This is a genomic window from Cellulomonas shaoxiangyii (genome assembly GCF_004798685.1).
Lineage (GTDB): Bacteria > Actinomycetota > Actinomycetes > Actinomycetales > Cellulomonadaceae > Cellulomonas > Cellulomonas shaoxiangyii.
Map to the genome: position 1 here is coordinate 3,257,088 of NZ_CP039291.1, position 22,459 is coordinate 3,279,546.

The 22,459-nt window shown below is 75.2% G+C and carries 23 protein-coding genes; 5 read left to right on the plus strand and 18 right to left on the minus strand.

Going from position 1 to position 22,459, the window contains the following annotated elements:
- Positions 1–34: 34 nt before the first annotated feature.
- Positions 35–274, minus strand: a complete 240-nt coding sequence (locus E5225_RS14535) for a hypothetical protein (RefSeq protein ID WP_135973347.1) — start codon at positions 272–274, stop codon at positions 35–37.
- A gap of 98 nt (positions 275–372) precedes the next feature.
- On the opposite strand from E5225_RS14535, the gene E5225_RS14540 reads away from it, so the two are divergent.
- On the plus strand, positions 373–1,359 hold the full coding sequence (locus E5225_RS14540; RefSeq protein ID WP_135973346.1) for an EamA family transporter: 987 nt from the start codon (positions 373–375) through the stop codon (positions 1,357–1,359).
- On the opposite strand, the gene ispF is transcribed toward E5225_RS14540, so the two are convergent.
- The 3 genes from ispF to E5225_RS14555 form a co-directional block, all read right to left on the minus strand.
- Positions 1,340–1,828: a 2-C-methyl-D-erythritol 2,4-cyclodiphosphate synthase gene (ispF, locus tag E5225_RS14545; RefSeq protein WP_135973345.1), complete on the minus strand. Its 489-nt coding sequence runs from the start codon at positions 1,826–1,828 to the stop codon at positions 1,340–1,342. The two genes, E5225_RS14540 and ispF, sit on opposite strands and share 20 nt — an antisense overlap.
- The gene (gene ispD / locus E5225_RS14550; RefSeq protein WP_135973344.1) at positions 1,825–2,571 is read right to left on the minus strand and encodes a 2-C-methyl-D-erythritol 4-phosphate cytidylyltransferase; all 747 of its coding nucleotides are present in this window, start codon (positions 2,569–2,571) and stop codon (positions 1,825–1,827) included. Before ispD ends, ispF begins: the two co-directional genes overlap by 4 nt.
- Before the next feature lie 79 nt (positions 2,572–2,650).
- Positions 2,651–3,133 carry a CarD family transcriptional regulator gene (locus E5225_RS14555; protein WP_135973343.1) on the minus strand — a complete coding sequence of 161 codons (483 nt, stop codon included), beginning with the start codon at positions 3,131–3,133 and terminating at the stop codon, positions 2,651–2,653.
- Between the two features lie 303 nt (positions 3,134–3,436).
- On the opposite strand from E5225_RS14555, the gene E5225_RS14560 reads away from it, so the two are divergent.
- Entirely contained in the window at positions 3,437–4,081 is a 645-nt protein-coding gene (locus E5225_RS14560) for a hypothetical protein (RefSeq protein WP_208012559.1), read from the plus strand.
- 61 nt (positions 4,082–4,142) lie between these two features.
- Here the strand turns inward: E5225_RS14560 and pstB are convergent, their stop codons facing one another.
- The 6 genes from pstB to E5225_RS14590 all read right to left on the minus strand — a co-directional run bounded on the left by pstB (position 4,143) and on the right by E5225_RS14590 (position 10,381).
- A complete protein-coding gene (gene pstB, locus E5225_RS14565) occupies positions 4,143–4,922 on the minus strand; it encodes a phosphate ABC transporter ATP-binding protein PstB (protein ID WP_135973911.1) in 780 nt (259 codons plus the stop codon).
- 38 nt (positions 4,923–4,960) lie between these two features.
- Complete coding sequence (gene pstA / locus E5225_RS14570) at positions 4,961–6,022, minus strand: phosphate ABC transporter permease PstA (RefSeq protein ID WP_135973910.1); 1,062 nt, start codon at positions 6,020–6,022, stop codon at positions 4,961–4,963.
- Complete coding sequence (pstC, locus tag E5225_RS14575; RefSeq protein ID WP_135973909.1) at positions 6,022–7,029, minus strand: phosphate ABC transporter permease subunit PstC; 1,008 nt, start codon at positions 7,027–7,029, stop codon at positions 6,022–6,024. Before pstC ends, pstA begins: the two co-directional genes overlap by 1 nt.
- Positions 7,030–7,175: 146 nt before the next feature.
- Positions 7,176–8,300: a phosphate ABC transporter substrate-binding protein PstS gene (gene pstS / locus E5225_RS14580; RefSeq protein WP_135973908.1), complete on the minus strand. Its 1,125-nt coding sequence runs from the start codon at positions 8,298–8,300 to the stop codon at positions 7,176–7,178.
- A 171-nt stretch (positions 8,301–8,471) separates the two neighbouring features.
- On the minus strand, positions 8,472–9,188 hold the full coding sequence (locus E5225_RS14585; RefSeq protein ID WP_135973907.1) for a response regulator transcription factor: 717 nt from the start codon (positions 9,186–9,188) through the stop codon (positions 8,472–8,474).
- The gene (locus E5225_RS14590) at positions 9,185–10,381 is read right to left on the minus strand and encodes a sensor histidine kinase (RefSeq protein WP_135973915.1); all 1,197 of its coding nucleotides are present in this window, start codon (positions 10,379–10,381) and stop codon (positions 9,185–9,187) included. The genes E5225_RS14585 and E5225_RS14590 overlap by 4 nt, the downstream gene beginning before the upstream one ends.
- Before the next feature lie 163 nt (positions 10,382–10,544).
- On the opposite strand from E5225_RS14590, the gene phoU reads away from it, so the two are divergent.
- Complete coding sequence (gene phoU, locus E5225_RS14595; RefSeq protein WP_135973906.1) at positions 10,545–11,219, plus strand: phosphate signaling complex protein PhoU; 675 nt, start codon at positions 10,545–10,547, stop codon at positions 11,217–11,219.
- 68 nt (positions 11,220–11,287) lie between these two features.
- Here the strand turns inward: phoU and E5225_RS14600 are convergent, their stop codons facing one another.
- The 4 genes from E5225_RS14600 to E5225_RS14615 all read right to left on the minus strand — a co-directional run bounded on the left by E5225_RS14600 (position 11,288) and on the right by E5225_RS14615 (position 16,206).
- The gene (locus E5225_RS14600) at positions 11,288–12,028 is read right to left on the minus strand and encodes a phosphoglyceromutase (protein ID WP_135973905.1); all 741 of its coding nucleotides are present in this window, start codon (positions 12,026–12,028) and stop codon (positions 11,288–11,290) included.
- A 101-nt stretch (positions 12,029–12,129) separates the two neighbouring features.
- A complete protein-coding gene (locus tag E5225_RS14605) occupies positions 12,130–13,464 on the minus strand; it encodes a glycosyltransferase (RefSeq protein WP_208012558.1) in 1,335 nt (444 codons plus the stop codon).
- A 100-nt stretch (positions 13,465–13,564) separates the two neighbouring features.
- Positions 13,565–14,674, minus strand: a complete 1,110-nt coding sequence (locus tag E5225_RS14610) for a lactonase family protein (RefSeq protein ID WP_243738279.1) — start codon at positions 14,672–14,674, stop codon at positions 13,565–13,567.
- A 200-nt stretch (positions 14,675–14,874) separates the two neighbouring features.
- Positions 14,875–16,206 (minus strand): ROK family transcriptional regulator, encoded by a 1,332-nt coding sequence (locus E5225_RS14615; protein ID WP_135973904.1) that lies wholly within the window; start codon positions 16,204–16,206, stop codon positions 14,875–14,877.
- Between the two features lie 102 nt (positions 16,207–16,308).
- On the opposite strand from E5225_RS14615, the gene xylA reads away from it, so the two are divergent.
- A complete protein-coding gene (gene xylA, locus E5225_RS14620; protein ID WP_135973903.1) occupies positions 16,309–17,499 on the plus strand; it encodes a xylose isomerase in 1,191 nt (396 codons plus the stop codon).
- Between the two features lie 179 nt (positions 17,500–17,678).
- The gene (locus tag E5225_RS14625) at positions 17,679–19,112 is read left to right on the plus strand and encodes a xylulokinase (protein WP_135973902.1); all 1,434 of its coding nucleotides are present in this window, start codon (positions 17,679–17,681) and stop codon (positions 19,110–19,112) included.
- A gap of 89 nt (positions 19,113–19,201) precedes the next feature.
- Here E5225_RS14625 and E5225_RS14630 read toward each other — a convergent pair whose 3' ends face one another.
- The 4 genes from E5225_RS14630 to nadC all read right to left on the minus strand — a co-directional run bounded on the left by E5225_RS14630 (position 19,202) and on the right by nadC (position 22,369).
- Complete coding sequence (locus E5225_RS14630) at positions 19,202–19,558, minus strand: histone-like nucleoid-structuring protein Lsr2 (protein ID WP_135973901.1); 357 nt, start codon at positions 19,556–19,558, stop codon at positions 19,202–19,204.
- 88 nt (positions 19,559–19,646) lie between these two features.
- The gene (locus tag E5225_RS14635; RefSeq protein WP_135973900.1) at positions 19,647–19,826 is read right to left on the minus strand and encodes a hypothetical protein; all 180 of its coding nucleotides are present in this window, start codon (positions 19,824–19,826) and stop codon (positions 19,647–19,649) included.
- Between the two features lie 19 nt (positions 19,827–19,845).
- Positions 19,846–21,357 (minus strand): lysine--tRNA ligase, encoded by a 1,512-nt coding sequence (gene lysS / locus E5225_RS14640; protein WP_135973899.1) that lies wholly within the window; start codon positions 21,355–21,357, stop codon positions 19,846–19,848.
- Positions 21,358–21,448: 91 nt separating this feature from the next.
- On the minus strand, positions 21,449–22,369 hold the full coding sequence (gene nadC, locus E5225_RS14645) for a carboxylating nicotinate-nucleotide diphosphorylase (protein ID WP_135973898.1): 921 nt from the start codon (positions 22,367–22,369) through the stop codon (positions 21,449–21,451).
- Positions 22,370–22,459: the final 90 nt, after the last annotated feature.

Here is a 22,459-nt window from a genome sequence, read left to right on the forward strand (position 1 = left end):
GCCGGCACCGCGGCCGGCCCGACAGCGCGCGTGCTCAGCGCGTGGGCCAGGGCAGCTCGACGTCCGGCGGCGGGTCGGGCGGGGCGACGGGCCGCGCACGCTCGTCGATCTGCTGCAGGCCGGCGAAGGTCGCCTCGAGCGTCTCGAGCGCGACACGGTTGCGCTCGCGCACGGGCTGCGGTGCCGTGCGGCGGGGTAGCGCTGGGGCGGGTCGCGGGGCGCGCGTGCCCGTGGCCGGCGCGTCGTCGCGCTCGTCGGTGCTGGGCATCGTCACGCCGTCGCACGGTACCGGCGATTCGTCCGGATCGCGACGCCCGTCCGGCACTCGACCGCAGGATGGTCGCGCGCCGTGTCGGCGCGCATACTCGCCGCGTGCCGCCCCGCCACCGCCTCCTCGCCGCGCTCGTCGCGGTCACGTGGGGACTGAACTTCCCCGCGATCCACCTGTCGCTCGAGCAGTTCCCGCCGTTCTTCCTGGTGGCGCTGCGCTGGGCGCTCGTCGCCGTCCCGACGCTGCTGCTGGTGCCGCGCCCGCGCGTCGCGTGGCGGTGGATCATCGGCTACGGGCTGGGGTTCGGCGTGCTGCAGTTCGCGTTCCTCTACCTCGCGATGGAGAACGGCATGCCCGCCGGGCTGGCGTCGCTCGTCCTGCAGTCCTCGGCGCCGTTCACGGTGCTCCTCGCCGCCGTGCTGCTGCGCGAGCGCCTGACGGGCCGCCAGGGCCTCGGCGTGGCGGTGGCCGTCACGGGCCTGGCCGGCATCGCCGTGCACCGCGCCGGGCTCGACGGCGGTGCGGCGCTCCTGCCCGTCGTCCTCACCCTCTGCGGCGGGCTGGGCTGGGCGCTCGGCAACCTCTGCAACCGGCGCGCCCAGCCGGACTCGCCGTTCCGGCTCATGCTGTGGATGTCGGTCGTGCCGCCGCTGCCCATGCTGGCGCTGGCCCTCGCGATCGAGGGGCCCGAGCGGATCCGGGCGTCGCTGACGGGCCTGACCTCGCCCACGGGCCTCGCCGCCCTCGGCGGCCTGCTGTTCACGGTGCTCGTCGCGACGCTCGTCGGCTCGGGCCTGTGGACGTGGCTCATGGTGCGGCACCCGTCGAGCGTGGTCGCGCCGTTCTCGATGCTCGTGCCCGTGGTCGGGATCGGGTCGTCGTGGCTCGTGCTGGACGAGTCGCCCGCGCCGGCGGAGCTGCTGCTGGGCGGCCTCGTGGTGGGCGGCGTGCTGCTCGGCAGCGTCCAGGGGCGCCGACGCACCGCGCCGCCGGCGCACGAGGCGCCGGCCGGGGCGGGGGATCCGCCGGTGCGCGACCACGGCAGCGGGACGACCGAGCCCGCGGAGGTCAGTCCCCCGGCGCGGTGACGAGCGCCGTCGCGATCGCCGCGACGCCCTCGCCGCGGCCCGTGAGCCCGAGCCCGTCGGTCGTCGTCGCCGTCACCGTGACGGGGGCCCCGCACGCCGCGGACAGCACCGCCTGCGCCTCGGCGCGGCGCGGGCCCAGCCGCGGGCGGTTGCCGACGACCTGCACCGCGACGTTGCCGATGGTGAACCCGGCCTCGCGCACCCGCCGCGCCGTCTCCGCGAGCAGCGCCGCACCCGAGGCCCCGGCCCAGCGGGGGTCGCTCGTGCCGAACTGCGCGCCGAGGTCACCCAGGGCGGACGCGGACAGCAGGGCGTCGGCGGCGGCGTGCGCCGCGACGTCCGCGTCGGAGTGGCCGGCCAGCGGCGTCTCGCCGGGCCACTCGAGGCCGGCGAGGTGCAGGACGGCCCCGGGCGCGGGGTCGGGGTCGTAGGCGTGCACGTCGACGCCGATGCCGGTGCGCAGGTTCACGACGGTCCTCCGGGGGTGGGCGCCGCGTGCCACGCCTCGGCGAGCACGACGTCGCGGGGGGTGGTGATCTTGGCGGCCCGCTCGTCCCCGGGCACCATCCACACGCGGCCGCCGGCGGCCTCGACCAGGCCGGCGTCGTCGGACGCCGCGGTGGCCTCGTCGGCGGCGCGGTGGGCGCCGGCCGCGTGCGCGCGCACGAGCACGTCGTGGGCGAAGCCCTGCGGCGTCTGGACCGCGCGCAGCGCCTCACGCGGCGGGGTGTCCACCACGGGACCGCCCGCGGCGTCCCACGACGCCACGCGCTTGACCGTGTCGACGACCGGCAGCCCGGGGACGACGGCGTCGTGCCCCGCGCGCACGGCGTCGACCACGCGCGCGACGAGCGCCGCGGGGGCGAACGCGCGGGCGGCGTCGTGCACGAGCACGACCTCGACGCCCAGGGGCAAGGCGGCGAGGCCCGCGGCCACCGAGGCCTGCCGCGTGGCGCCGCCCACGACGACCCGCACCGGCACGCCGAGGTCGGCGACGGGCGCGAGGGCCTGCGTCACGGCGTGGACGTGCTCGGCAGGGGCCGTGACGACCAGGGCCGTGACCCGCGAGCCGTCGGCGGCGCGGGCGGTGAGCAGCGCGCGGGCGGCGTGCGTCACGAGCGGTGCGCCCGCGACGGGGACGACCGCCTTGGGCAGTGCGTGACCAAGGCGCGAGCCGCTCCCGGCGGCGGTGAGGACGGCGGCGACGCTCATGCGGCTCCCGGCTCGGCGACGTGGGCGCACAGCGAGAGGTCCGGGCGCGCGTCGCGCGCCCGGACCTCTCGCTGCGTCGTCAGGACGCGAGGACCTCGTCGAGGATGGCCTCGGCCTTGTCCTCCTCGGTGTGCTCGGCCAGGGCCAGCTCCGAGACGAGGATCTGGCGTGCCTTGGCGAGCATGCGCTTCTCGCCGGCGGACAGGCCACGGTCGGCGTCCCGGCGCGACAGGTCGCGGACGACCTCCGCCACCTTGATGACGTCGCCCGACTGGAGCTTCTCGAGGTTGGCCTTGTAGCGGCGCGACCAGTTGGTCGGCTCCTCCGTGTACGGGGCGCGCAGCACCTCGAACACGCGGTCCAGGCCCTCCTGGCCGACGACGTCGCGGACACCCACGAGGTCGACGTTCTCGGCGGGCACCTCGATGGTGAGGTCACCGTGCGCGACCTTGAGCTTGAGGTAGATCTTGTCCTCGCCGCGGATCGTGCGGGTCTTGATCTCTTCGATCTTGGCTGCACCGTGGTGCGGGTAGACGACGGTCTCCCCAACAGTGAAAGTCATCTGCCGGTGTCCCCTTTCGCAGACGTGTATGGTATCACGCCCATACCCCCCCGAACCCGGCGTCGGACAGCCGTCCTGGCGGCGAAACCCCAGGTCAGGCGCGTGCTGCTCGCGCGCGGCGCGCCGGCGTGCGCCGCGCGCCCGCCCGGCCGCACCCCGCCGGGGACGCGGTGCACGGCCCCGTGCGCGCCCCACGCCCACCCTGCGCTCGCCCGCCCCTGCGGCGCCGGTACGCTGGCCCGGAGTCCGCCCCGCGCCGCCGGCCCCGCCGCCGGACGAGCGCAGAGTCGAGCAGGAGACATCGTGACCACGCCCCGCCCCCGCGCCGTCCGCACGCCCCGGACGGCCACCCGGCGCCTCACCGCGCTGGCGCTCGCGTCCGCCGCCGTGCTCGCCGGCTGCTCCGCCACGAACCAGATCACGACGATCTCCGACTACCCGCCGTCGGACGGCGTCGCCATCACGGTCGACGAGGTCCGCGCGCTCAACCTCCTGGTGGTCACCGAGGCCGAGGGCGCGCCCGGTCTGCTCGTCGGCGCGCTGAGCAACACCTCGGGCGAGGACACCACCGTGACGCTGACGGTCGAGGGCGGCGAGGCGGTCGAGGTCGACGTCCCGAGCGCCGGCACCGTCCTCATGGGAGGCACGGACGCACCGGGGCGCTACCGGACCGCCGAGGTCCCGGTCGCGGCGGTCGCCGCCCCTCCCGGGGGCATGACGAGCGTCACGATCTCCACGCCGGCCGGCGGCAGCTCGTCGGTCTCGGTGCCGGTCCTCGACGGCACGCTCGCCGAGTACGCGCCGCTGCTCGAGCAGCTCGGTGCCACGCCGGCGCCGTCCGGCACGCCGGCGCCGTCGCCGACGCCCGGCGAGACCCAGGAGGCCTCCGAGCCCCAGCAGGGCCAGGACGCCGACCCGGAGGGCGAGGGCGAGCGGGGCGACTCCTGACCCACCGGCCCCCGGGCCCTGCACGCACGGTGGGCGCACACCGCCCGGCCGGACGCGCCCGTCAGCCGAAGCGGCCGGAGATGTAGTCCTCTGTGGCCTGCTCGCGCGGCGAGGAGAACATCGTCGCCGTGTCGTCCATCTCGACGAGCCTGCCCGGCTTGCCCGTGCCGGCGATGTTGAAGAACGCCGTCCGGTCCGACACGCGCGCGGCCTGCTGCATGTTGTGCGTGACGATGACGATCGTGTAGTCGCTCTTGAGCTCGGCGATGAGGTCCTCGATCGCGAGCGTCGAGATGGGGTCCAGGGCCGAGCAGGGCTCGTCCATGAGCAGCACCTGCGGCCGCACGGCGATGGCGCGCGCGATGCACAGGCGCTGCTGCTGCCCGCCGGACAGCGACGAGCCCGGGCGCTCGAGGCGGTCCTTGACCTCGTTCCACAGGTTCGCGCCGCGCAGCGACTGCTCGACGAGGTCCTGCGAGTCGCCCTTGGACATGCGGCGGTTGTTCAGCTTGGCGCCCGCGAGGACGTTGTCCGCGATGGACATGGTGGGGAACGGGTTCGGGCGCTGGAACACCATCCCGATCTGGCGCCGCACCGTCACCGGGTCGACGTCCGACCCGTAGAGGTCCTGCCCGTCCATGAGCGCCTTGCCCGTCACGCGCGCGCCGGGGATCACCTCGTGCATGCGGTTGAGGGTGCGCAGGAACGTCGACTTGCCGCAGCCCGAGGGGCCGATGAGCGCGGTGGCCTGGCGGGCCTCGATGGCCATCGTGACGCCCTCGACGGCGAGGAAGTCGCCGTAGTAGACGTCGAGGTCCGAGACGTCGATCCGCTTGGACATGGGGTGCTCCTTTTCGTGATCCGGGACGGATCGAGCGGTCAGCGGGCGCCCCGGGGGGCGAACCAGCGGCTGATCAACCGGGCGAGCAGGTTGAGCAGCATGACGATGAGGATGAGGGTGAGCGCGGCGGCCCAGGCGCGGTCGATGCCCGTGCCGCCCTGCTCGTACTGCCGGTACGCGAACACGGGCAGGGTGGCCATGCGCCCGTCGAACAGGTCCGTGTTCACCTGCGTGACGAGGCCGACGGTGAGCAGCAGGGGCGCGGTCTCGCCGATCACGCGCGCCAGGGCCAGCATGACGCCCGTGACGATGCCCGCGACGGCGGTGCGCAGGACGACCTTGACGATGGTCAGCCACTTGGGCACGCCCAGCGCGTAGGACGCCTCGCGGAGCTCGTTCGGCACCAGCCGCAGCATCTCCTCCACCGAGCGGATGACGACCGGCGTCATCAGCAGGGCCAGCGCGACGGCGCCCATGACGCCCGCGCGGTACGCCGGGCCGAACACCAGCGTGAACAGCGCGAAGCCGAACAGGCCGGCGACGATCGACGGGATGCCCGTCATGACGTCGACGAGGAACGTGATGGCCCGGGCGAGCGGCCCGCGGCCGTACTCGACGAGGTAGATGGCCGTGAGCAGCCCGATCGGCACGGAGATGACGGCCGCCGCGAACGTGATGAGCAGCGTGCCGAGGATCGCGTGCGCGACGCCGCCCTCGGCCATGTCCCCGAACACGCCGATCATGTCGGTCGTGAGGAACGTCCAGCTGAACGACCGCGTCCCGCGGCCGACGACGAGCAGGATCAGCGACACCAGCGGGATCAGCGCGAGCAGGAAGGCGCCCGTGACGAGCGTCGTGGCGAGGCGGTCCACCGCGCGGCGGCGGCCCTCGACGACGAACGAGGCGACGGTCGACCCGACCGCGAACAGCACCGCGCCGAGCGCGACCACACCGGCGACGGTGGGCGACCCGAGGACGAGCAGCAGCAGGAACGCCGCGACCAGGCCGCCGCCGGCGAACGCCCAGGTGCTCCAGCCGGGCAGCCGGCCGTGCCCCGGGTCCACGAGCGAGGAGCCGGCGTGGGCGGTGTCGACGGCCATCAGTTGGCTCCCGAGAACTCGGCGCGCCGCGCGATGACCCAGCGCGCTGCGAAGTTGACCACGAACGTGATGACGAACAGCGCGAGGCCCGTCGCGATGAGCGCGCTCACCGACAGCCCGCTCGCCTCCGGGAACTTCGAGGCGATGTTCGCCGCGATGGTCTGCTGCTGCCCCGGCTGGAGCAGGTGGAACGAGTACAGGAACCCGGGCGAGATGACCATGAGCACGGCCATCGTCTCGCCGAGCGCGCGGCCCAGACCCAGCATCGAGGCGCTGATGACGCCGGAGCGCCCGAACGGCAGGACCGCCTGGCGGACCATCTCCCAGCGCGTGGCACCGAGGGCGAGCGAGGCCTCCTCGTGCAGGCGCGGCGTCTGCAGGAACACCTCCCGCGAGACCGCTGTGATGATCGGCAGGATCATCACGGCGAGCACGATCGAGGCCGACAGGATGTTCTTGGCGGGCGCCTGGTAGTCGGCGAACAGCGGCACGAACCCGAGGGTCGAGGACAGCCACGTGAAGAACGGGTCGACCACGCCGAGCAGCCACAGCGCGCCCCACAGCCCGTAGACGACCGACGGGATCGCCGCGAGCAGGTCGATCAGGTAGCCGAGGCTCTGCGCGAGGCGCCGCGGGGCGTAGTGCGAGATGAACAGCGCGATCCCGACCGACACGGGCACCGCCAGCAGCAGCGCGAGGAGCGCCGCGAGCAGCGTCCCGAACACCAGCGGGCCGACGTACTCGGCGACCGAGCCACCGTCGAACCACGAGATCTCGCCGAGCTCCTCGGACGACGCCGTCAGCGCGGGCCACGCCTCGACGAGCAGGAAGACGGCGACCGCGGCGAGCGTCACGAGGATGAGGACGCCGGCCCCGGTCGACAGGCCGGCGAAGACCTTGCCGCCGACGCGGCCCGTCGACGCCGCGCGGACGGCCGCGGCGGCGTCGGCGGGGCCGCGCTCCGGCGCGGGACCGGGCCGGCGTGCGGGAGTGGTGGTGAGAGCCACGGCTTCTCCGGGGGGTGGGGGTGGGGAGGGTGTCGTGCGGGGTGCCGCCGGCGGACGCGACCCGCCGGCACGCAGGGCAGGAGCCGCCCCGGGACGTCGCGTCCCGGGACGGCTCCCGTCCGCTGCGGTCACGCGGGTCGGCTCCCTCAGCCCGCGGTGATCGAGTCGATCGCGGCCTGGACCTCGCCGCGCAGCTCCGCCGAGATCGGGGCGGCACCCGCGACGCCCGGGTCGGCCGCACGCTCCTGGCCGGCCTCGCTGGCGACGTAGGTCAGGTACGCCTTGACGTTGTCGGCGTCGGCCTGGTCCTCGTACACCGAGCAGGCGAGGTGGTACGAGACGAGCACCAGCGGGTAGGTGCCGGGCTCGGTCGTGGTGCGGTCGAGGTCGACGACGAGACGGTTCTCGGTCGCGCCCTCGGCACGCGGGGAGGCGTCGACGACCGCCGCGGCCGCCTCGGCCGAGAACGGCACGTACTCCTCGCCGACCTTGAGGGCGACCGTGCCGAGGTCCTGGGCGCGCGACGCGTCGGCGTAGCCGATCGCGCCCTCGGCGCCCGCGACCGTGTCGATGACGCCCTGCGTGCCCTGCCCGGACTGACCGCCCGCCAGCGGCCAGTCGCCGCTCGCCTCGTGCGGCCACGCGCCGTCCGACGCGGCGGCGAGGTACTCCGTGAAGTTCTCGGTGGTGCCGGACTCGTCGGAGCGGTTGACCGGGATGATGTCGATCGCGGGGAGCTCGACGTCGGGGTTCTCGGCGGCGATCGCCGGGTCGTCCCAGGACGTGATCTCGCGGTTGAAGATCTTGGCGATGGTGGCGGCCGACATGTTCAGGTGCTCCGCGTCCACGTCCGGGAGGTTGTAGACGACCGCGATCGGGGAGATGTAGAGCGGCAGCTCGACGGCCTCGCCGCCGACGCAGCGCTCCTCGGCCTGCGCCAGCTCGTCCTCCTTGAGCGCGGCGTCCGAGCCCGCGAACTGGACGGCGCCCGCGAGGAACTGCTCGCGGCCACCGCCCGAGCCGACGGCGTCGTAGCTGAGCACCACGCCGGGGTACTGGTCGGCGAAACCGGCGATCCAGCCCGCCACGGCCTTCTCCTGGGACGAGGCGCCGGCGCCGGCGAGCGAGCCGCTCAGCTCGGCGGGCGCGTCACCGCCGGCTGTCCCGGCCGGCTCCTGGGCGTTGCCACCGGAGCTGCACGCGGCCAGGGTCAGCGCCACGGCGCCCGTGAGGGCGACGGCACCGAGACGGTTGCGAGGGGAGAGCTTCACTGTGACCCATCCTGTCGTTCCGCGCGCACCGGTCGGTGCGCGGCCGGTGCCGACGCTAGGGACGCGAGGTGACCGCTGCGGCGGCGCTCGGTGAACCCGGGATGAACGGTGGACGACCAGACGCGCCGTCCAGGACCGGCGACCAGGCCCCGGGCGTCGGCGGCGGCCCGCTCACTCGTCGCGGGGGTCCGACAGCTTGTAGCCCAGGCCGCGGACGGTGGTCAGCAGCGCCGGGGCCGACGGGTCCGGCTCGATCTTCGCGCGGATGCGCTTGACGTGAACGTCGAGGGTCTTGGTGTCGCCGACGTAGTCGGAGCCCCACACGCGGTCGATCAGCTGGCCGCGGGTCAGCACGCGCCCGGGGTTGCGCAGCAGCATCTCGAGCAGCTCGAACTCCTTGAGGGGGAACGGCACGAGCGTGCCGTTCACGTGCACGGTGTGCCGGTCGACGTCCATGCGGACGCCCCCGACCTCGAGCGTGCCGTCGTCCGCCGGCTCCTCGCCGTCCGCGGCGGCGCGGGCGCCGGCCTCGCGGCGGCGCAGCACGGCCCGGATCCGCGCGAGCAGCTCGCGCGACGAGTAGGGCTTCGTCACGTAGTCGTCGGCGCCGAGCTCGAGGCCCACGACCTTGTCGATCTCGTCGTCCTTGGCCGTGAGCATGATGACCGGCACGTCGGACTCCAGGCGCAGGCGCCGGCACACCTCGGTGCCGGGCAGGCCGGGCAGCATGAGGTCGAGCAGGACGAGGTCGGCGCCGCCCGCGGCGAACCGTTCGAGGGCCTCGGGGCCCGTCGCGGCGGTGACGACGTCGTAGCCCTCGCGGGTCAGCTGGTAGGTGAGGGGGTCGCGGTAGGACTCCTCGTCCTCCACGAGCAGGATGCGGGTCACGGGTTGCTCCTGGACAGGGGTCGGCCCGGCGGGGTGCCGGTGTCGGTGTCGGACGGGGGCGGCTCCGGGGGACGGGAGTCCGCGACGGGCAGGCGGAGGGTGAACGTCGAGCCGCGGCCGGGCTGCGACCAGACCGACACGTCCCCGCCGTGGTCGGCCGCGACGTGCTTGACGATGGACAGACCGAGACCGGTGCCGCCCGTGTCGCGCGAGCGTGCCGGGTCCACGCGGTAGAACCGCTCGAACACGCGCTCCTGGTCGGCCGGGTCGATGCCGACGCCCTCGTCGACGACCGCGATCTCGACGAGCTCCCCGCGGCGCCGGACGCCCACGGCGACCTGCGTGCCCGCCGGTGAGTACGCCACCGCGTTGTCGAGCAGGTTGCGCACCGCGGTGACGAGCAGGTTGTGGTCGCCGAAGACGGTCACGCCGCTCTCGCCGCCCGTGCTGACGCGCACCCGCTTGGCGTCCGCGCCCGTGCGGGCACGGTCCACGGCCTCGGCGACGACCTCGTCGACCTCGACCGGCTCGGCCTCCTCGAGCGCCCCGGTCGCCTGCAGCCGGGACAGCTCGATGATCTCGTGCACGAGCGCCGACAGCCGGGTCGCCTCCGCCTGCATGCGCCCCGCGAACCGGCGCACGGCCTGCGGGTCGTCGGCGGCGTCCTGCACCGTCTCGGCCAGCAGCGACAGCGCGCCGACGGGCGTCTTCAGCTCGTGCGACACGTTGACGACGAAGTCGCGGCGGATCGCCTCGAGGCGGCGAGCCTGCGTGAGGTCCTCCGCGAGGAGCAGCACGTGCTCGGGCGTCACCTGCGCGACGCGCGCCTGAACGAGCAGCCGGCCCGGGCCCACGGGACCGCGCGGGACGTCGACCTCCTCGTCGCGGATGACGCCGTCCCGGCGCACCGCGGCCACGAGGTCGCGCATCGCCGCGTGCACGAGCCGGCCGTCGCGCACCAGCCCGAGCGCGTGCGCCGGCGGGCTGGCTCGCACCACCCGGTCCTCCGGGTCGAGGACGACCGCCGCCGACCGCAGCACCGCGAGCGCGCGCACGAGGCCGTCGTCGAGCTCCGGCTCGGGCTGCGGCGGCACCGTGTGCTGGGACCGCTCGCTCCACCGGAAGGCACCCACGGCGACCGCGCCCACCAGCACGCCGAGCGCCCCGGCCACCAGCGGCGCGAGCCCGTTCATCCACTCCACGAGGCCACAGTAGGCCGACGCCCCGGGCGGATCCGGCCGGTGCCGGGCGGGACGCCGGACGGCCTCCGGGTGTTCACCTGCGCGGTGGCCGACGTTCACCGGGCCGTGCCACGGTGTGGGCCGCACGGCGCACCTGCGCGCAGGAAGGGATCACATGCGGGACATCTTCAACAACGAGCTCAAGCAGCTCGGTGAGGACCTGGTGGCCATGAGCGGCCGGGTCGAGCAAGCCATCACCCACGCCGGCGTCGCGCTGCTGACGGCGGACCTCGGGCTCGCCGAGTCGGTGATCGCCGACGACCTCGCGATCGACGCCCTCGAGCAGGACCTCGACGAGCGGTGCGTGCGCCTCCTCGCGCAGCAGCAGCCCGTCGCCACCGACCTGCGCGTCGTCGTCTCGGCGCTGCGCATGAGCGCGTCCCTCGAGCGCATGGGCGACCTCGCCCGGCACGTCGCCCAGGTGGCCCGGCTGCGGTACCCCGCCGCGGCCGTGCCCGCGGGCCTCGAGTCGACGTTCACGCAGATGCAGGACGCGGCGGTCCGCGTCGCACGCCGCACCACGACCCTGCTGGAGACGCGCGACCTCGACCTCGCCGTGAGCATCGAGCAGGACGACGACCTGCTCGACCAGCTGCACACCGACACCTTCACCGCGATGCTGTCGGGCGACTGGGACCGCCCCGCGCAGGTGACGGTCGACGTGACCCTGCTCGGCCGGTACTACGAGCGGTTCGGGGACCACGGGGTGTCGGTCGCGCGCCGCGTCGGCTACCTCGTCACGGGCGACGCCGCGCACGCGCTGGACCCGGCCGCGGTGCGCTCGGGCTGACCCGCCGCACCGCCCGTACCGCGAGGCGCCCGACCCGGGGAGGGGGCGGGCGCCTCGCCTCGTCGTGGTCAGCGACCCTGGTTCGCCACCGCGGCGATCGCGGCCTTCGCGGCCTCGGGGTCGAGGTACGTGCCGCCCGTGACCGTGGGCTTCAGCGTCTCCTCGTCGAGCTCGTAGAGCAGCGGGATGCCGGTGGGGATGTTGATGCCGGCGATCGTCTGCTCGTCGACGTCGTCGAGGTGCTTGACCAGCGCGCGGATGGAGTTGCCGTGCGCCGCCACCAGGACCGTCTTGCCGGCCTGCAGGTCGGGCACGATCTCGGCGTCCCAGTAGGGCAGCGCGCGGACGAGCACCTGCGCGAGCGCCTCGGTGCGCGGGATGGGCTCACCGGCGTAGCGCGGGTCCGTGTCCTGCGAGAACTCGCTGCCGAGCTCGATCTCGGGCGGCGGGACGTCGTACGAGCGGCGCCAGAGCATGAACTGCTCCTCGCCGTACTCCTCGAGCGTCTGCTTCTTGTTCTTGCCCTGCAGCGCGCCGTAGTGGCGCTCGTTCAGGCGCCACGAGCGCTTCACCGGGATCCAGAGGCGGTCGGCCACGTCGAGCGCGTAGTTCGCGGTCGTGATCGCACGGCGCAGGAGCGACGTGTGCACGACGTCCGGCAGCACGCCCGCGTCGGTCAGCAGCGTGCCGCCGCGCTTGGCCTCCCCGACGCCCTTCTCCGACAACGGCACGTCGACCCAGCCGGTGAACAGGTTCTTGGCGTTCCACTCGCTCTCGCCGTGGCGGAGCAGCACGAGGGTGTAGGTCATGGACCCATCCTGCCGCAGGCCCGCCGGGCGGGCGCAGGGACGTCCGTCCCGGAGCCGGGCGCGTGGCCGGCCGGCCGTCGGCGGCCCGGTCGCGCGAGGGGTCAGCGGCGCTGCTCGGCGGCGACCGTGTAGACCTTGACCAGCTGGTCCGCGGCGGTGTCCCAGCCGAAGCGCTCGGCGACGCCGCGGGCCGCGCGGCCCCACGCGGCGCGTCGGTCGTCGTCCGCGAGCGCGTCGGCGACCGCGTCGGCCCAGCGCGCGGGGTCGTGGCCCGGGACGAGCCGGCCGGACACGCCGTCGTCGACGACGGTGCGCAGCCCGCCCACGGCTGCGGCGAGCACCGGGACGCCGCTGGCCTGCGCCTCCGCGGCGACGAGCCCGAAGGACTCGGAGCGCGACGGCATCGCGACGACGTCGGCCGCGTGGTACCACAGCGGCAGGCGGTGGCGCGGCGCCGGCGGGTGGACGAGGACGTCGTCCGCGACGCCGCAGGTCGAGGCGAGCGCGAGCAGCTCACGCACGGCCGTCACGCGGCCGCTCGGGCCGCCGAGCACGACGAGCAGCGGGACCGGCCGGCCCGTCGCCTTCAGCACGCCGAGGGCGCGGACCAGCACGTCGGGGGCCTTGAGCGCCTGCACCCGCCCCGCGAACAGGACGACCTGCCGGTCGAGCGGCAGGCCCACGGCGCGGCGGGCGGCCTCGCGCCCGCCGGGCGCGGCGGGGGCGAACCGGTCCAGGTCGACACCCGGCTCGACGACGTGCACCCGCTGCGGGTCGGCGGCGTAGAGGTCGACGAGCTCGCGCGCCTCGACCGGCGTGGACGCGACGAGCGCGTCCGCCTCCGCGACGACCTGCTCCTCCCCCACGATCCGCACGGTCGGCTCCGGGGAGTCGCCGGGGCCGAGGCTCGCGTTCTTCACGCGCGCGAGGGTGTGCGCGGTGTGCACGAGCGGGACCTCCCAGCGCTGGGCGGCGAGCGCGCCGACCTGCCCCGAGAGCCAGTAGTGCGAGTGCACGACGTCGTACCAGCCGGGCCGCCGGGCCGCCTCCGAGCGCAGGACGCCGGCCGCCATGGCGCACAGGACGCCCGGCAGGTCGTTCTTGTCGAGGGCCTCGAACGGTCCGGCCGGCACGTGGTGCACGAGCACCGGCGGCACGACGCCGGCCGGCACGTCCGCGGCCAGCAGGACGTCGCGGGCCTCCGTGCCGGCGAGGACGCGGCCGTCGGCCGTCGTCCCGTCGAGGACGACCGTCTCGGGCAGGTCGGACGACGTCGCGCGCGTGAAGATCTCGACGCGCGCACCGCGGGCGGCCAGCGCGCGGGACAGCTCGAGCACGTACACGTTCATGCCGCCGGCGTCGCCCGTCCCGGGCTGGTCCAGGGGGGACGTGTGCACCGAGAGCATGGCCACCCGGGGTGCGCGCTCGACGGTCACGTGCCCATTGTCACGCGGCGGGCGGCCCGCGCACGCCACGGCCGCGGCCGCCGGAGGTCGCGGCCGCCGCCGACGTGCCGGCCGGTGGCCCGGGCCGCGGTCAGCGCACGCGGGTGATGCACGCGGGCGACGGGATCGGCGCCCTGCCGACCTCCGTGCCGTCGTGGTCCAGGACGACCACCGCGTGCGAGTCCTGCAGCGCCACCACGGTCCAGTCGGCGACGACGTCCAGGTGCCGCGGCGTCCGGCCGCCCAGCGGCGACGACGTGCCCGCGCCGAGCGACCCGTCCGCCGCCACCGGGTACGTCGTCACGACGTCGGCACCGCGCACCCCGAGCAGGAGGCGGTCCCCCTCGAGCAGCACGTGGGACGGGGAGGGCGCCGCCCCGCCCGCGTGCGCGGCGTCGACGGCGGGCGCGGCCGCCACCGGGTGGCCCGTCGCCGAGGCCGCGTCCCACGCGAGCACGTGCACGGCCGCGTCGAGCTCCCCCACGACGTACAGGTGGCGCGCGTCCGGTGCGAACGCGACGTGCCGCGGGCCGGTGCCGGGCGGCAGGGTCGCGGCGACGCCGTCGTCGGTCAGCGTGCCGTCGGCGGCACGCGCGTACCGGCGCAGCTCGTCCGTGCCGAGGTCCGACACGAGCACGTGCCGGGCGTCCGGCGTCAGGGCGACGAAGTGCGCGTGCGACCCCTCCTGCCGGTCCGTCACCGGACCCGAGCCGGCGCGGGTGAACGTCCGGGCCGGGCCGGGCGCGGCGAGCACCTCGGGCGCGAACGCGCCGTCGGGCGTGAGGGGCAGGACGGCCAGCACGCCGTCCGAGTAGCAGGCCACGTACAGGGCGTCCTCGACGAGGAGCAGGTGGCACGGGTGCGCACCACCGACGGGCACGGTCGCCACGGCGCTGAGCGCGCCCTCGTCGTCGACCGCGAACGCCGTCACGGTGCCCGGGTCGTCCTCCGCCACCGCGTACACCACGCGCCCCGACGGGTGCGCCACGACGAACGACGGCGCCGGCGTCTCGACGGCCGGCCGCGGCCGGTTCAGCGTCCCGGTGGCCGGGTCCAGGTCGACGACCCACACGCCCTCGCCGCGCCCCGGCTCGGTGCCGATCCCCGCGCGCGGGTACGTGCCCACCCACAGCGGGACGGACCCGTGCGCGAGGGTCTCGGCGTCGGTGGCGGGCTCGGGCTGCGTCGTCAGGTCGTCCACGGGAGCGACCCTACGGAGGCCCGCGCGCCCGCGCGTCCCGTGGACCCGCGCCCCTCCCCCGGACCGGGACGCGACCTCGTCACTCCCGCGCGACCTCGTCACTCCCGCGCGACCTCGTCATCCACAGGTGACGAGGTCGCGTCCGAGTGACGAGGTCGGCGGCGCGGCGGGGGCCGGCGGGAGGGTGGGCGGGCGCCGGGTCAGCGGGGGGACGCGGCGGCGGCGTCCGGGGTCAGCCAGACGGACGGCTCCGCGACGACCTGGCGCAGCACGGCCAGCGCGCCGCCCGTCATCGCGGGGTAGGCACCGGCGCGGGCGCGCGAGACCTCCAGCGTGGACCACGGCGCGAAGATGACGTGCGCGTCGAGCGCGTCGCGCACGGGCGCCTCGACGTGCGGGTACAGCTGCCCGAACGTCCCGCCGAGCACGACGGCCCCGACGTCCACGACGTTGGCGACCGTGGCGAGCGCGAGGCCCAGCCAGCGGGCGGCGCCGTGCACGGCGTCGAGGGCGCGCCGGTCCCCCGCCTCGACGGCGGCGAGGAGCTCCGCGAAGCGGCTGCCGGCGGGCAGGCCCGCCGCGGTGGCGATCGCGTCCTGGCCGGCGAGGCGCTCGAGCGTCGCGGGGCCGCCGCGTGCGGAGCCGTCCACGACCATGTGCCCGATCTCCCCGCTCCAGCCGTGCCGGCCGAGGAAGATCTCGCCGTCGAGCACGAGCGCACCACCGACGCCCACCTCACCGGACACGTAGAGGAACGACGGCCCGTCCGCGCCGCGGCGCACGTGCGCCTCGGCCCGGGCGGCGAGGTTCGCCTCGTTCGCGAGCCGGGGCGGGAACGAGGCGAGCACGGGGTCGGCGGCGAGGCGGGCGACGACGTCGACGTCCCGCCAGCCCAGGTTCGGCGCCACGCGCAGGGGCCCGGTCACCCGGTCGACGAGCCCGGGCAGCGCGAGGGCGGTCCCCGCGACGCGGACGCCGTCGGCCTGCAGGCCGGCGAGCACGGGGCCCGCGAGGGCGGCGAGCCGGTCGAGCACGTCACCCGGGTCGGCCCCGCGCAGGTCGTCCTGCTCGACGCGCTCCACGAGCACACCGCCGGCGAGGTCCACGACGCGCACGCCGAGGTAGTCGACGTTGACCTCCATGCCGACGCCCGCGATCCGTCCCGCGGCCGGCACGAGCGGCACCGCCGGACGCCCCGCGCGCGGGACCGCGACGGGGTCGAGCTCGCGGACCAGCCCGGCCTCGATGAGCACGTCGACGAGGCCGGTGACGGTGCCGCGGGCGAGGCCGGTGGCGGCGGCGATCTGCGCGCGGGAGGGCGGCGCGGTCGCGTCGACGACGCTCGCGAGCGCCACCGAGAGGTTGTGCTCGCGCAGGTGCTCCTGGCGGCGGGCGCGCACCGGGTCCGGCACGCGCTCGGCGGCGCGGCCGTGCCGGGTGCGGCGGGGGGCGTCGGGGTCGTCCGCGACGCCCGGTCGCTCCGGCGCCGACGCGCCACCGGCGGGGTGCGCGTCGTCGCTCGCCTCGGCCATGGCTTGACCCTAGCCCAGTTCCATGGATAAATTCATCGCGAGAACAAATCCGTCGGGCGCTGTCGCCGGGCGGACCCGACCGCTCGACGTGGAGATGTGCCCATGGTTCGCAAGCCCACCCCTGACGACAAGTTCTCCTTCGGTCTCTGGACCGTCGGCTGGAACGCGCAGGACCAGTTCGGGTCCAACACGCGCTCCTGGCTCGACCCGGTCGAGGCCGTGCACAAGCTCGCCGAGCTCGGCGCCGCGCACGTGACGTTCCACGACGACGACGTCGTGCCGTTCGGCTCGTCCGACTCGGAGCGCGACAAGATCCTCGAGCGCTTCAAGGGCGCCCTGGCCGAGACCGGCATCACGGTCGAGATGGTCACCACGAACACCTTCAGCCACCCGGTGTTCAAGGACGGCGCGTTCACGTCGAACGACCGCCGCGTGCGCCGCTTCGGCCTGCGCAAGGTGCTCCGCAACGTCGACCTCGCCGCCGACCTGGGCGCCGACACGTTCGTCATGTGGGGCGGCCGCGAGGGCGCCGAGTACGACTCGGCCAAGGACCTCAACGCCGCGCACGACCGCTACGCCGAGGGCATCGACACCGTCGCCGCGTACATCAAGGAGAAGGGCTACGGCCTGCGCATCGCGCTCGAGCCCAAGCCCAACGAGCCCCGCGGCGACATCCTCCTGCCGACGATCGGGCACGCGATCGCCCTGATCTCGACGCTCGAGCACGCCGACATCGTCGGGCTCAACCCCGAGGTCGGGCACGAGCAGATGGCGGGCCTGAACTTCACCACCGGCATCGCGCAGGCACTGTGGCAGGGCAAGCTCTTCCACATCGACCTCAACGGGCAGCGGTCCATCAAGTACGACCAGGACCTCGTGTTCGGCCACGGCGACCTGTTCTCGGCGTTCGCCACGGTCGACCTGCTGGAGAACGGCTTCCCCAGCGGCGGCCCGCGCTACGACGGCCCGATCCACTTCGACTACAAGCCCTCGCGCACCGAGGACTTCCAGGGCGTGTGGGACTCGGCGGCGGCGAACATGTCGACGTACATCCTGCTCAAGGAGCGGGCGCTCGCGTTCCGCGCCGACCCCGAGGTCCAGGAGGCCCTCGAGGCCGCCGGCGTCCTGTCGCTCGCCGAGCCCACGCTCGCCGAGGGCGAGACGGTCGCCGACCTGCTGAACGACCGCTCGGCGTTCGAGGACTTCGACGCCGACGCCGTCGGTGAGCGCGGCTTCGGCTTCGTGCGCCTCAACCAGCTCGCGCTCGAGCACGCGCTCGGCGCCCGCGGCTGACCGACCGCACGTCCGGCACGCCCGCCGGAGCCCCCCTGCACGACCGGGGCGCTCCGGCGGGCGTCGCCGTCCCCGCCCCCGCGCCCCGTCCGGGCGACGCGGGGCGCGCCCCCCTTCCCCGCCCGGACACCCGACCCGCGGCCGACCGCCGCGGGCCAGCTCGCGGAGGAGCACAGGCGATGACGCTCGTGGCAGGTGTGGACTCGTCCACGCAGTCGTGCAAGGTGGTGGTGCGCGACGCAGAGACCGGCGCGCTCGTGCGGCAGGGTCGTGCGTCGCACCCCGACGGCACCGAGGTCGCACCCGCGGCCTGGTGGGACGCGCTGCAGGAGGCCGTCGCGCAGGCCGGCGGCCTCGACGACGTGGCCGCGGTGGCCGTCGGCGGCCAGCAGCACGGCATGGTGGCGCTCGACGCGGACGGCGAGGTCGTCCGCGACGCGCTGCTGTGGAACGACACCCGGTCGGCGGGTGCGGCCCGCGACCTGATCGCCGAGCTCGGCGACGGCGACGTCGTGGCCGGCGCGCAGGCGTGGGCGTCGGCGATCGGGTCGGTGCCCGTCGCGTCCCTCACCGTCACGAAGCTGCGGTGGCTGCGCGACGCCGAGCCCGAGAACGCGGCCCGCGTCGCGGCCGTCGCGCTCCCCCACGACTGGCTGACGTGGAAGCTCGCCGGCGGCCTCGCCGGGGCGGGCTGGGAGGGCCTCGTCACCGACCGGTCCGACGCGTCGGGCACGGGCTACTGGTCCCCGTTCACCGAGGACTACCGCCTCGACCTGCTCGAGCGCGCCCTCGGCTCCGTGCCGCGCCTGCCGCGCGTGCTCGGCCCGCGGGAGGCGGGCCCGCGGCTGGCCGGCGGCGGAGCGGTGCTCGCCCCGGGCGCCGGCGACAACGCGGGCGCCGCGCTCGCGCTGGGTCTGCAGCCCGGCGACGTGGCGGTGTCGATCGGCACGTCCGGTGTCGTGTCCGCCGTGGCGAAGGCCCCGACGGCGGACGGCTCCGGCCTCGTCACCGGCTTCGCCGACGCGACCGGTGCGTACCTGCCGCTCGCGTGCACGCTCAACGCGTCGCGCGTCCTCGACGCGGCCCGGCGCATCCTCGGCGTCGACCACGCCGGGCTGTCCGCGCTCGCGCTGTCGGCGCCCGCCGGCGCCGACGGCCTCGTGCACGTCCCGTACCTCGAGGGCGAGCGCACGCCGAACAAGCCCGACGCGACCGGCGCCCTGCACGGCATGCGCCTGACGAACACCACGCCCGCGCACCTCGCCCGCGCCGCGGTCGAGGGCATGCTCTGCTCGCTGGCCGACGGCATCGACGCCCTGCGCGACGTCGGCGTGCCCGTCGAGCGGCTGTTCCTCATCGGCGGCGGGGCGCAGTCCGAGGCGGTCCGCCGGATCGCACCGACGGTCCTCGGGCTCGACGTGCACGTGCCGACGCCCGGCGAGTACGTCGCCGACGGCGCCGCACGGCAGGCGGCGTGGGTGCTCTCCGGCACGGACGCCGCACCCGCGTGGTCGGCGGCCACGGACGCCGAGGTCGTCCGCGCCCCCGCCGAGCCGCACGTGCGGGCGCAGTACGCGGCCGCGCGCGAGCTCACGGTCGACCGCGCGTCCTGACGCCCCGCGTCACGACGCACGGGCGAGGGCCCGGCACCTGTGCGGTGCCGGGCCCTCGTCACGTCGCGGTGCGCGACGGTGCGGCGCGCTCAGTGCGCGTCGTCGTACGCCTGCTTCACCTCGGCCGAGATGCGGCCGCGCTCGGAGACCTGGTAGCCGTTCGACTTGGCCCACTCGCGGATCTCCTGCGCCTCGTTCGCCCGCGCCGCGCGCGAGGAGGACGAGCCGGCGGAGGACGAGCGGCCCGACGAGCGGCCGGAGGAGGAGCGTCCGCCCACGCGGCGCGCGTGACCGACCCACGTGCCGAGGGCGTCGCGGAGCTTGGCGGCGTTCTCGGTCGTCAGGTCGATCTCGTAGGTCACGCCGTCGAGCCCGAACGTGACGGTCTCGTCGGCCGTGCCGCCGTCGACGTCGTCGACGAGCAGGACCTGAACCTTCTGCGCCATGAAGTACTCCTGAGAACAATGTGAGTCGTGCTGACCGTCACAGCGTGACACTCGTCATTCCGGCGCGTCAAACGCTGCTGGAAATCTCTCAGGAATCCGCCGCGCGGTCGACGGTCGCCGACCCGCTCTCGCCGTCCATCTGCGCCAGCGCCTGACGTTCTGCGCGGTCCGCGTTCACGATGGCACGCATCGCGAACCAGAAGATCACGCCGACACCGATCGACGGCAGCAATGCGGCGAGAACGCCGCCCCAGTTGTCCATGGTCACCTCCGCCACAATGACTGCATCACGCCTGCGGCTTCACGAGCGGGAAAAGGATCGTGTCACGGATGCCGTGACCTGTCATGGCGATGAGCAGCCGGTCGATGCCCATGCCCATGCCGCCGGACGGCGGCATGGCGTGCTCCATCGCGGCCAGGAAGTCCTCGTCGACGCGCATCGCCTCGTCGTCGCCGCGCGCGGCCAGCAGCGCCTGCGCCTCGAAGCGCTCCCGCTGGACCACGGGGTCCACGAGCTCGGAGTACGCCGTGGCGAGCTCCATGCCGCGCACGTACAGGTCCCACTTCTCGACCAGGCCGCGCTCGGTGCGGTGGTCGCGCGTGAGCGGGGACGTCTCGACGGGGAAGTCGCGCACGAACGTCGGCGCCCACAGCGTCGAGCCGACGTGGTGCTCCCACAGCTCCTCGACCATCTTGCCGTGATTGCGGCGGGCGGGCGCGAGCTCGATCTCGGCCTTCTCCAGCAGCTCCGAGAGGTGCTCGTCCGACGTGTCGTGCGTGATCTCCTCGCCGAGCGCCTCGGACAGCGAGCCGTACATCGTCAGCTCCGTCCAGTCGCCCCCGAGGTCGTACGCGGACCCGTCGGCGAGCGTCACCACGGTGGTCCCGAGCGCGTCCTGCGCGGCCGTCTGCACGAGGTCGCGGGTGAGCGCCGCCATCGTGTCGTAGTCGCCGTAGGCCTCGTAGGCCTCGAGCATGGCGAACTCCGGGGAATGCGTCGCGTCGACGCCCTCGTTGCGGAAGTTGCGGTTGATCTCGAAGACCTTCTCGACGCCGCCGACCGCCGCGCGCTTGAGGAACAGCTCGGGTGCGATCCGCAGGTACAGGTCGATGTCGAACGCGTTCATGTGCGTCTCGAACTGGCGCGCCGCGGCACCCTCGGGGCGCACCTGCAGCATGGGGGTCTCGACCTCGAGATAGCCGCGGCGCCAGAAGTTCTCGCGCACGGAACGCACGACCGCGGCCCGCAGCCGCACCATGTCCCGCGCAGCCGGCCGCACGATCAGGTCGACATACCGCTGCCGCACGCGGGCCTCCTCCGACAGCTCGGCACCGTCGTAGAGGTTGGGCAGGGGCCGGATCGCCTTCGCGGCCATGCGCCACTCGTCCGCCATGACGCTGAGCTCGCCGCGGCGGGACGCAACCACACGGCCGTGCACGAACACGTGGTCCCCGAGGTCGACGTCCGCCTTGAACGCGGCCAGCGCCTCCGCGCCGACCTCCTTCTCGCTGAGCATCGCCTGGAGGCGGTTGCCCGCCCCGTCCTGCAGCGTCGCGAACGCGAGGCGGCCGGTGACGCGCAGGAACACGACGCGGCCTGCGAGGCCCACGACGTCGTCCGTCTCGGTGCCCGGCTCGAGGTCCGGGTGCGCGGCGCGGACGCCCTCGATCGTGTGCGTGCGCGGCACCCCGACCGGGTACGGCGCGACGCCCGCCGCCAGGAGCCGCTCGCGCTTGGCGCGGCGGACCTGGATCTGCTCGGGGACGTCGTCGGCGGGCACCGTGGGCGTGGCGGTCACCGCGCAATCCTACGGTCGCGCCGGGGGCCTCCCGGGCGCCCGGCGACGCACGTGCGGGACGTCACGGCGGCGCCGCCGTCCCGCGGACGGGTCAGGCGCCGGCGTGCAGGTCCAGCGCCACGTCCAGGATCGGCGACGAGTGGGTGAGCGCGCCGACGGAGAGGAAGTCGACGCCCGTCGCGGCGACCGCGGCCGCGCGGTCGAGCGTGAGGTTGCCCGTCGCCTCGAGGTCGACGTGGCCGGTGGCCGCCGCGCGCGCCCGGACCCGGGCGACCGTGTCGCGCAGCGTCGCGTCGTCCATGTTGTCGAGCAGCAGGAAGTCCGCACCGGCGTCGAGGGCCTCGTCGGCCTGCTCCGGCCGGTCGACCTCCACCTGCACCGCGACGTCGGGGAACGCGGCCCGCACCGCCGCGACGGCGCCCGCGACCGACCCGGCGGCCACCACGTGGTTGTCCTTGACCATCGCGACGTCGTGCAGGCCCATGCGCTTGTTGGTGCCGCCGCCGCAGCGCACGGCGTACTTCTCGAGGGCGCGCAGCCCGGGCGTCGTCTTGCGCGTGTCGAGCACCTGCGCGCCCGTGCCCGTCAGCGCGTCCGCCCAGCGCCGCGTGTGGGTCGCCACGCCGGACGCCCGGCTCACGAGGTTGAGCAGCGTCCGCTCGGCGACGAGGAGCACCTGCACGGGGCCGTCGAGGCGCGCGACGACGTCGCCCGCGCGCACCGCGGTGCCGTCCGGGACGAGCCAGGTGACCGTCGGGCGGGGCAGGCGGAGGCGGTCCGCCACCTGCGCGAGCACGTCCGGCACGACGACGAGGCCGGCGACCACGCCGTCGGCACGGGCCGCCAGGTCCGCGGTCCCCCGCGCCGCCGCGTCGACCGTCGCCTGCGTCGTCACGTCGCGCCCCGGCGCGGCGCCCAGGTCCTCGTCGAGGGCGGCGGCCACGACGCGGGCCACCGCCACGGCGTCGGGTCCCGGGTCACCGGGCAGGCGGGGGTCGGTCGGCGTCGTCACGGGCGGCACGCTAGCGCGTGGACGCGGCGCGCCCGCGCACGGTCCAGCCGCACGGTCCACCCGCCCGGTCCCGGGCGCGACCGAGCCCCA

Bases quoted from the DNA above. Each gene is read 5' to 3' on its own strand.
- E5225_RS14630 (WP_135973901.1), bottom strand. From the start codon at position 19,558: ATGGCGCAGAAGGTTCAGGTCCTGCTCGTCGACGACGTCGACGGCGGC.
- E5225_RS14555 (WP_135973343.1), bottom strand. From the start codon at position 3,133: ATGACTTTCACTGTTGGGGAGACCGTCGTCTACCCGCACCACGGTGCA.
- E5225_RS14625 (WP_135973902.1), top strand. From the start codon at position 17,679: ATGACGCTCGTGGCAGGTGTGGACTCGTCCACGCAGTCGTGCAAGGTG.
- xylA (WP_135973903.1), top strand. From the start codon at position 16,309: ATGGTTCGCAAGCCCACCCCTGACGACAAGTTCTCCTTCGGTCTCTGG.
- ispD (WP_135973344.1), bottom strand. From the start codon at position 2,571: ATGAGCGTCGCCGCCGTCCTCACCGCCGCCGGGAGCGGCTCGCGCCTT.
- E5225_RS14615 (WP_135973904.1), bottom strand. From the start codon at position 16,206: ATGGCCGAGGCGAGCGACGACGCGCACCCCGCCGGTGGCGCGTCGGCG.
- phoU (WP_135973906.1), top strand. From the start codon at position 10,545: ATGCGGGACATCTTCAACAACGAGCTCAAGCAGCTCGGTGAGGACCTG.
- pstB (WP_135973911.1), bottom strand. From the start codon at position 4,922: ATGTCCAAGCGGATCGACGTCTCGGACCTCGACGTCTACTACGGCGAC.
- pstA (WP_135973910.1), bottom strand. From the start codon at position 6,022: ATGGCCGTCGACACCGCCCACGCCGGCTCCTCGCTCGTGGACCCGGGG.
- E5225_RS14590 (WP_135973915.1), bottom strand. From the start codon at position 10,381: ATGAACGGGCTCGCGCCGCTGGTGGCCGGGGCGCTCGGCGTGCTGGTG.
- E5225_RS14600 (WP_135973905.1), bottom strand. From the start codon at position 12,028: ATGACCTACACCCTCGTGCTGCTCCGCCACGGCGAGAGCGAGTGGAAC.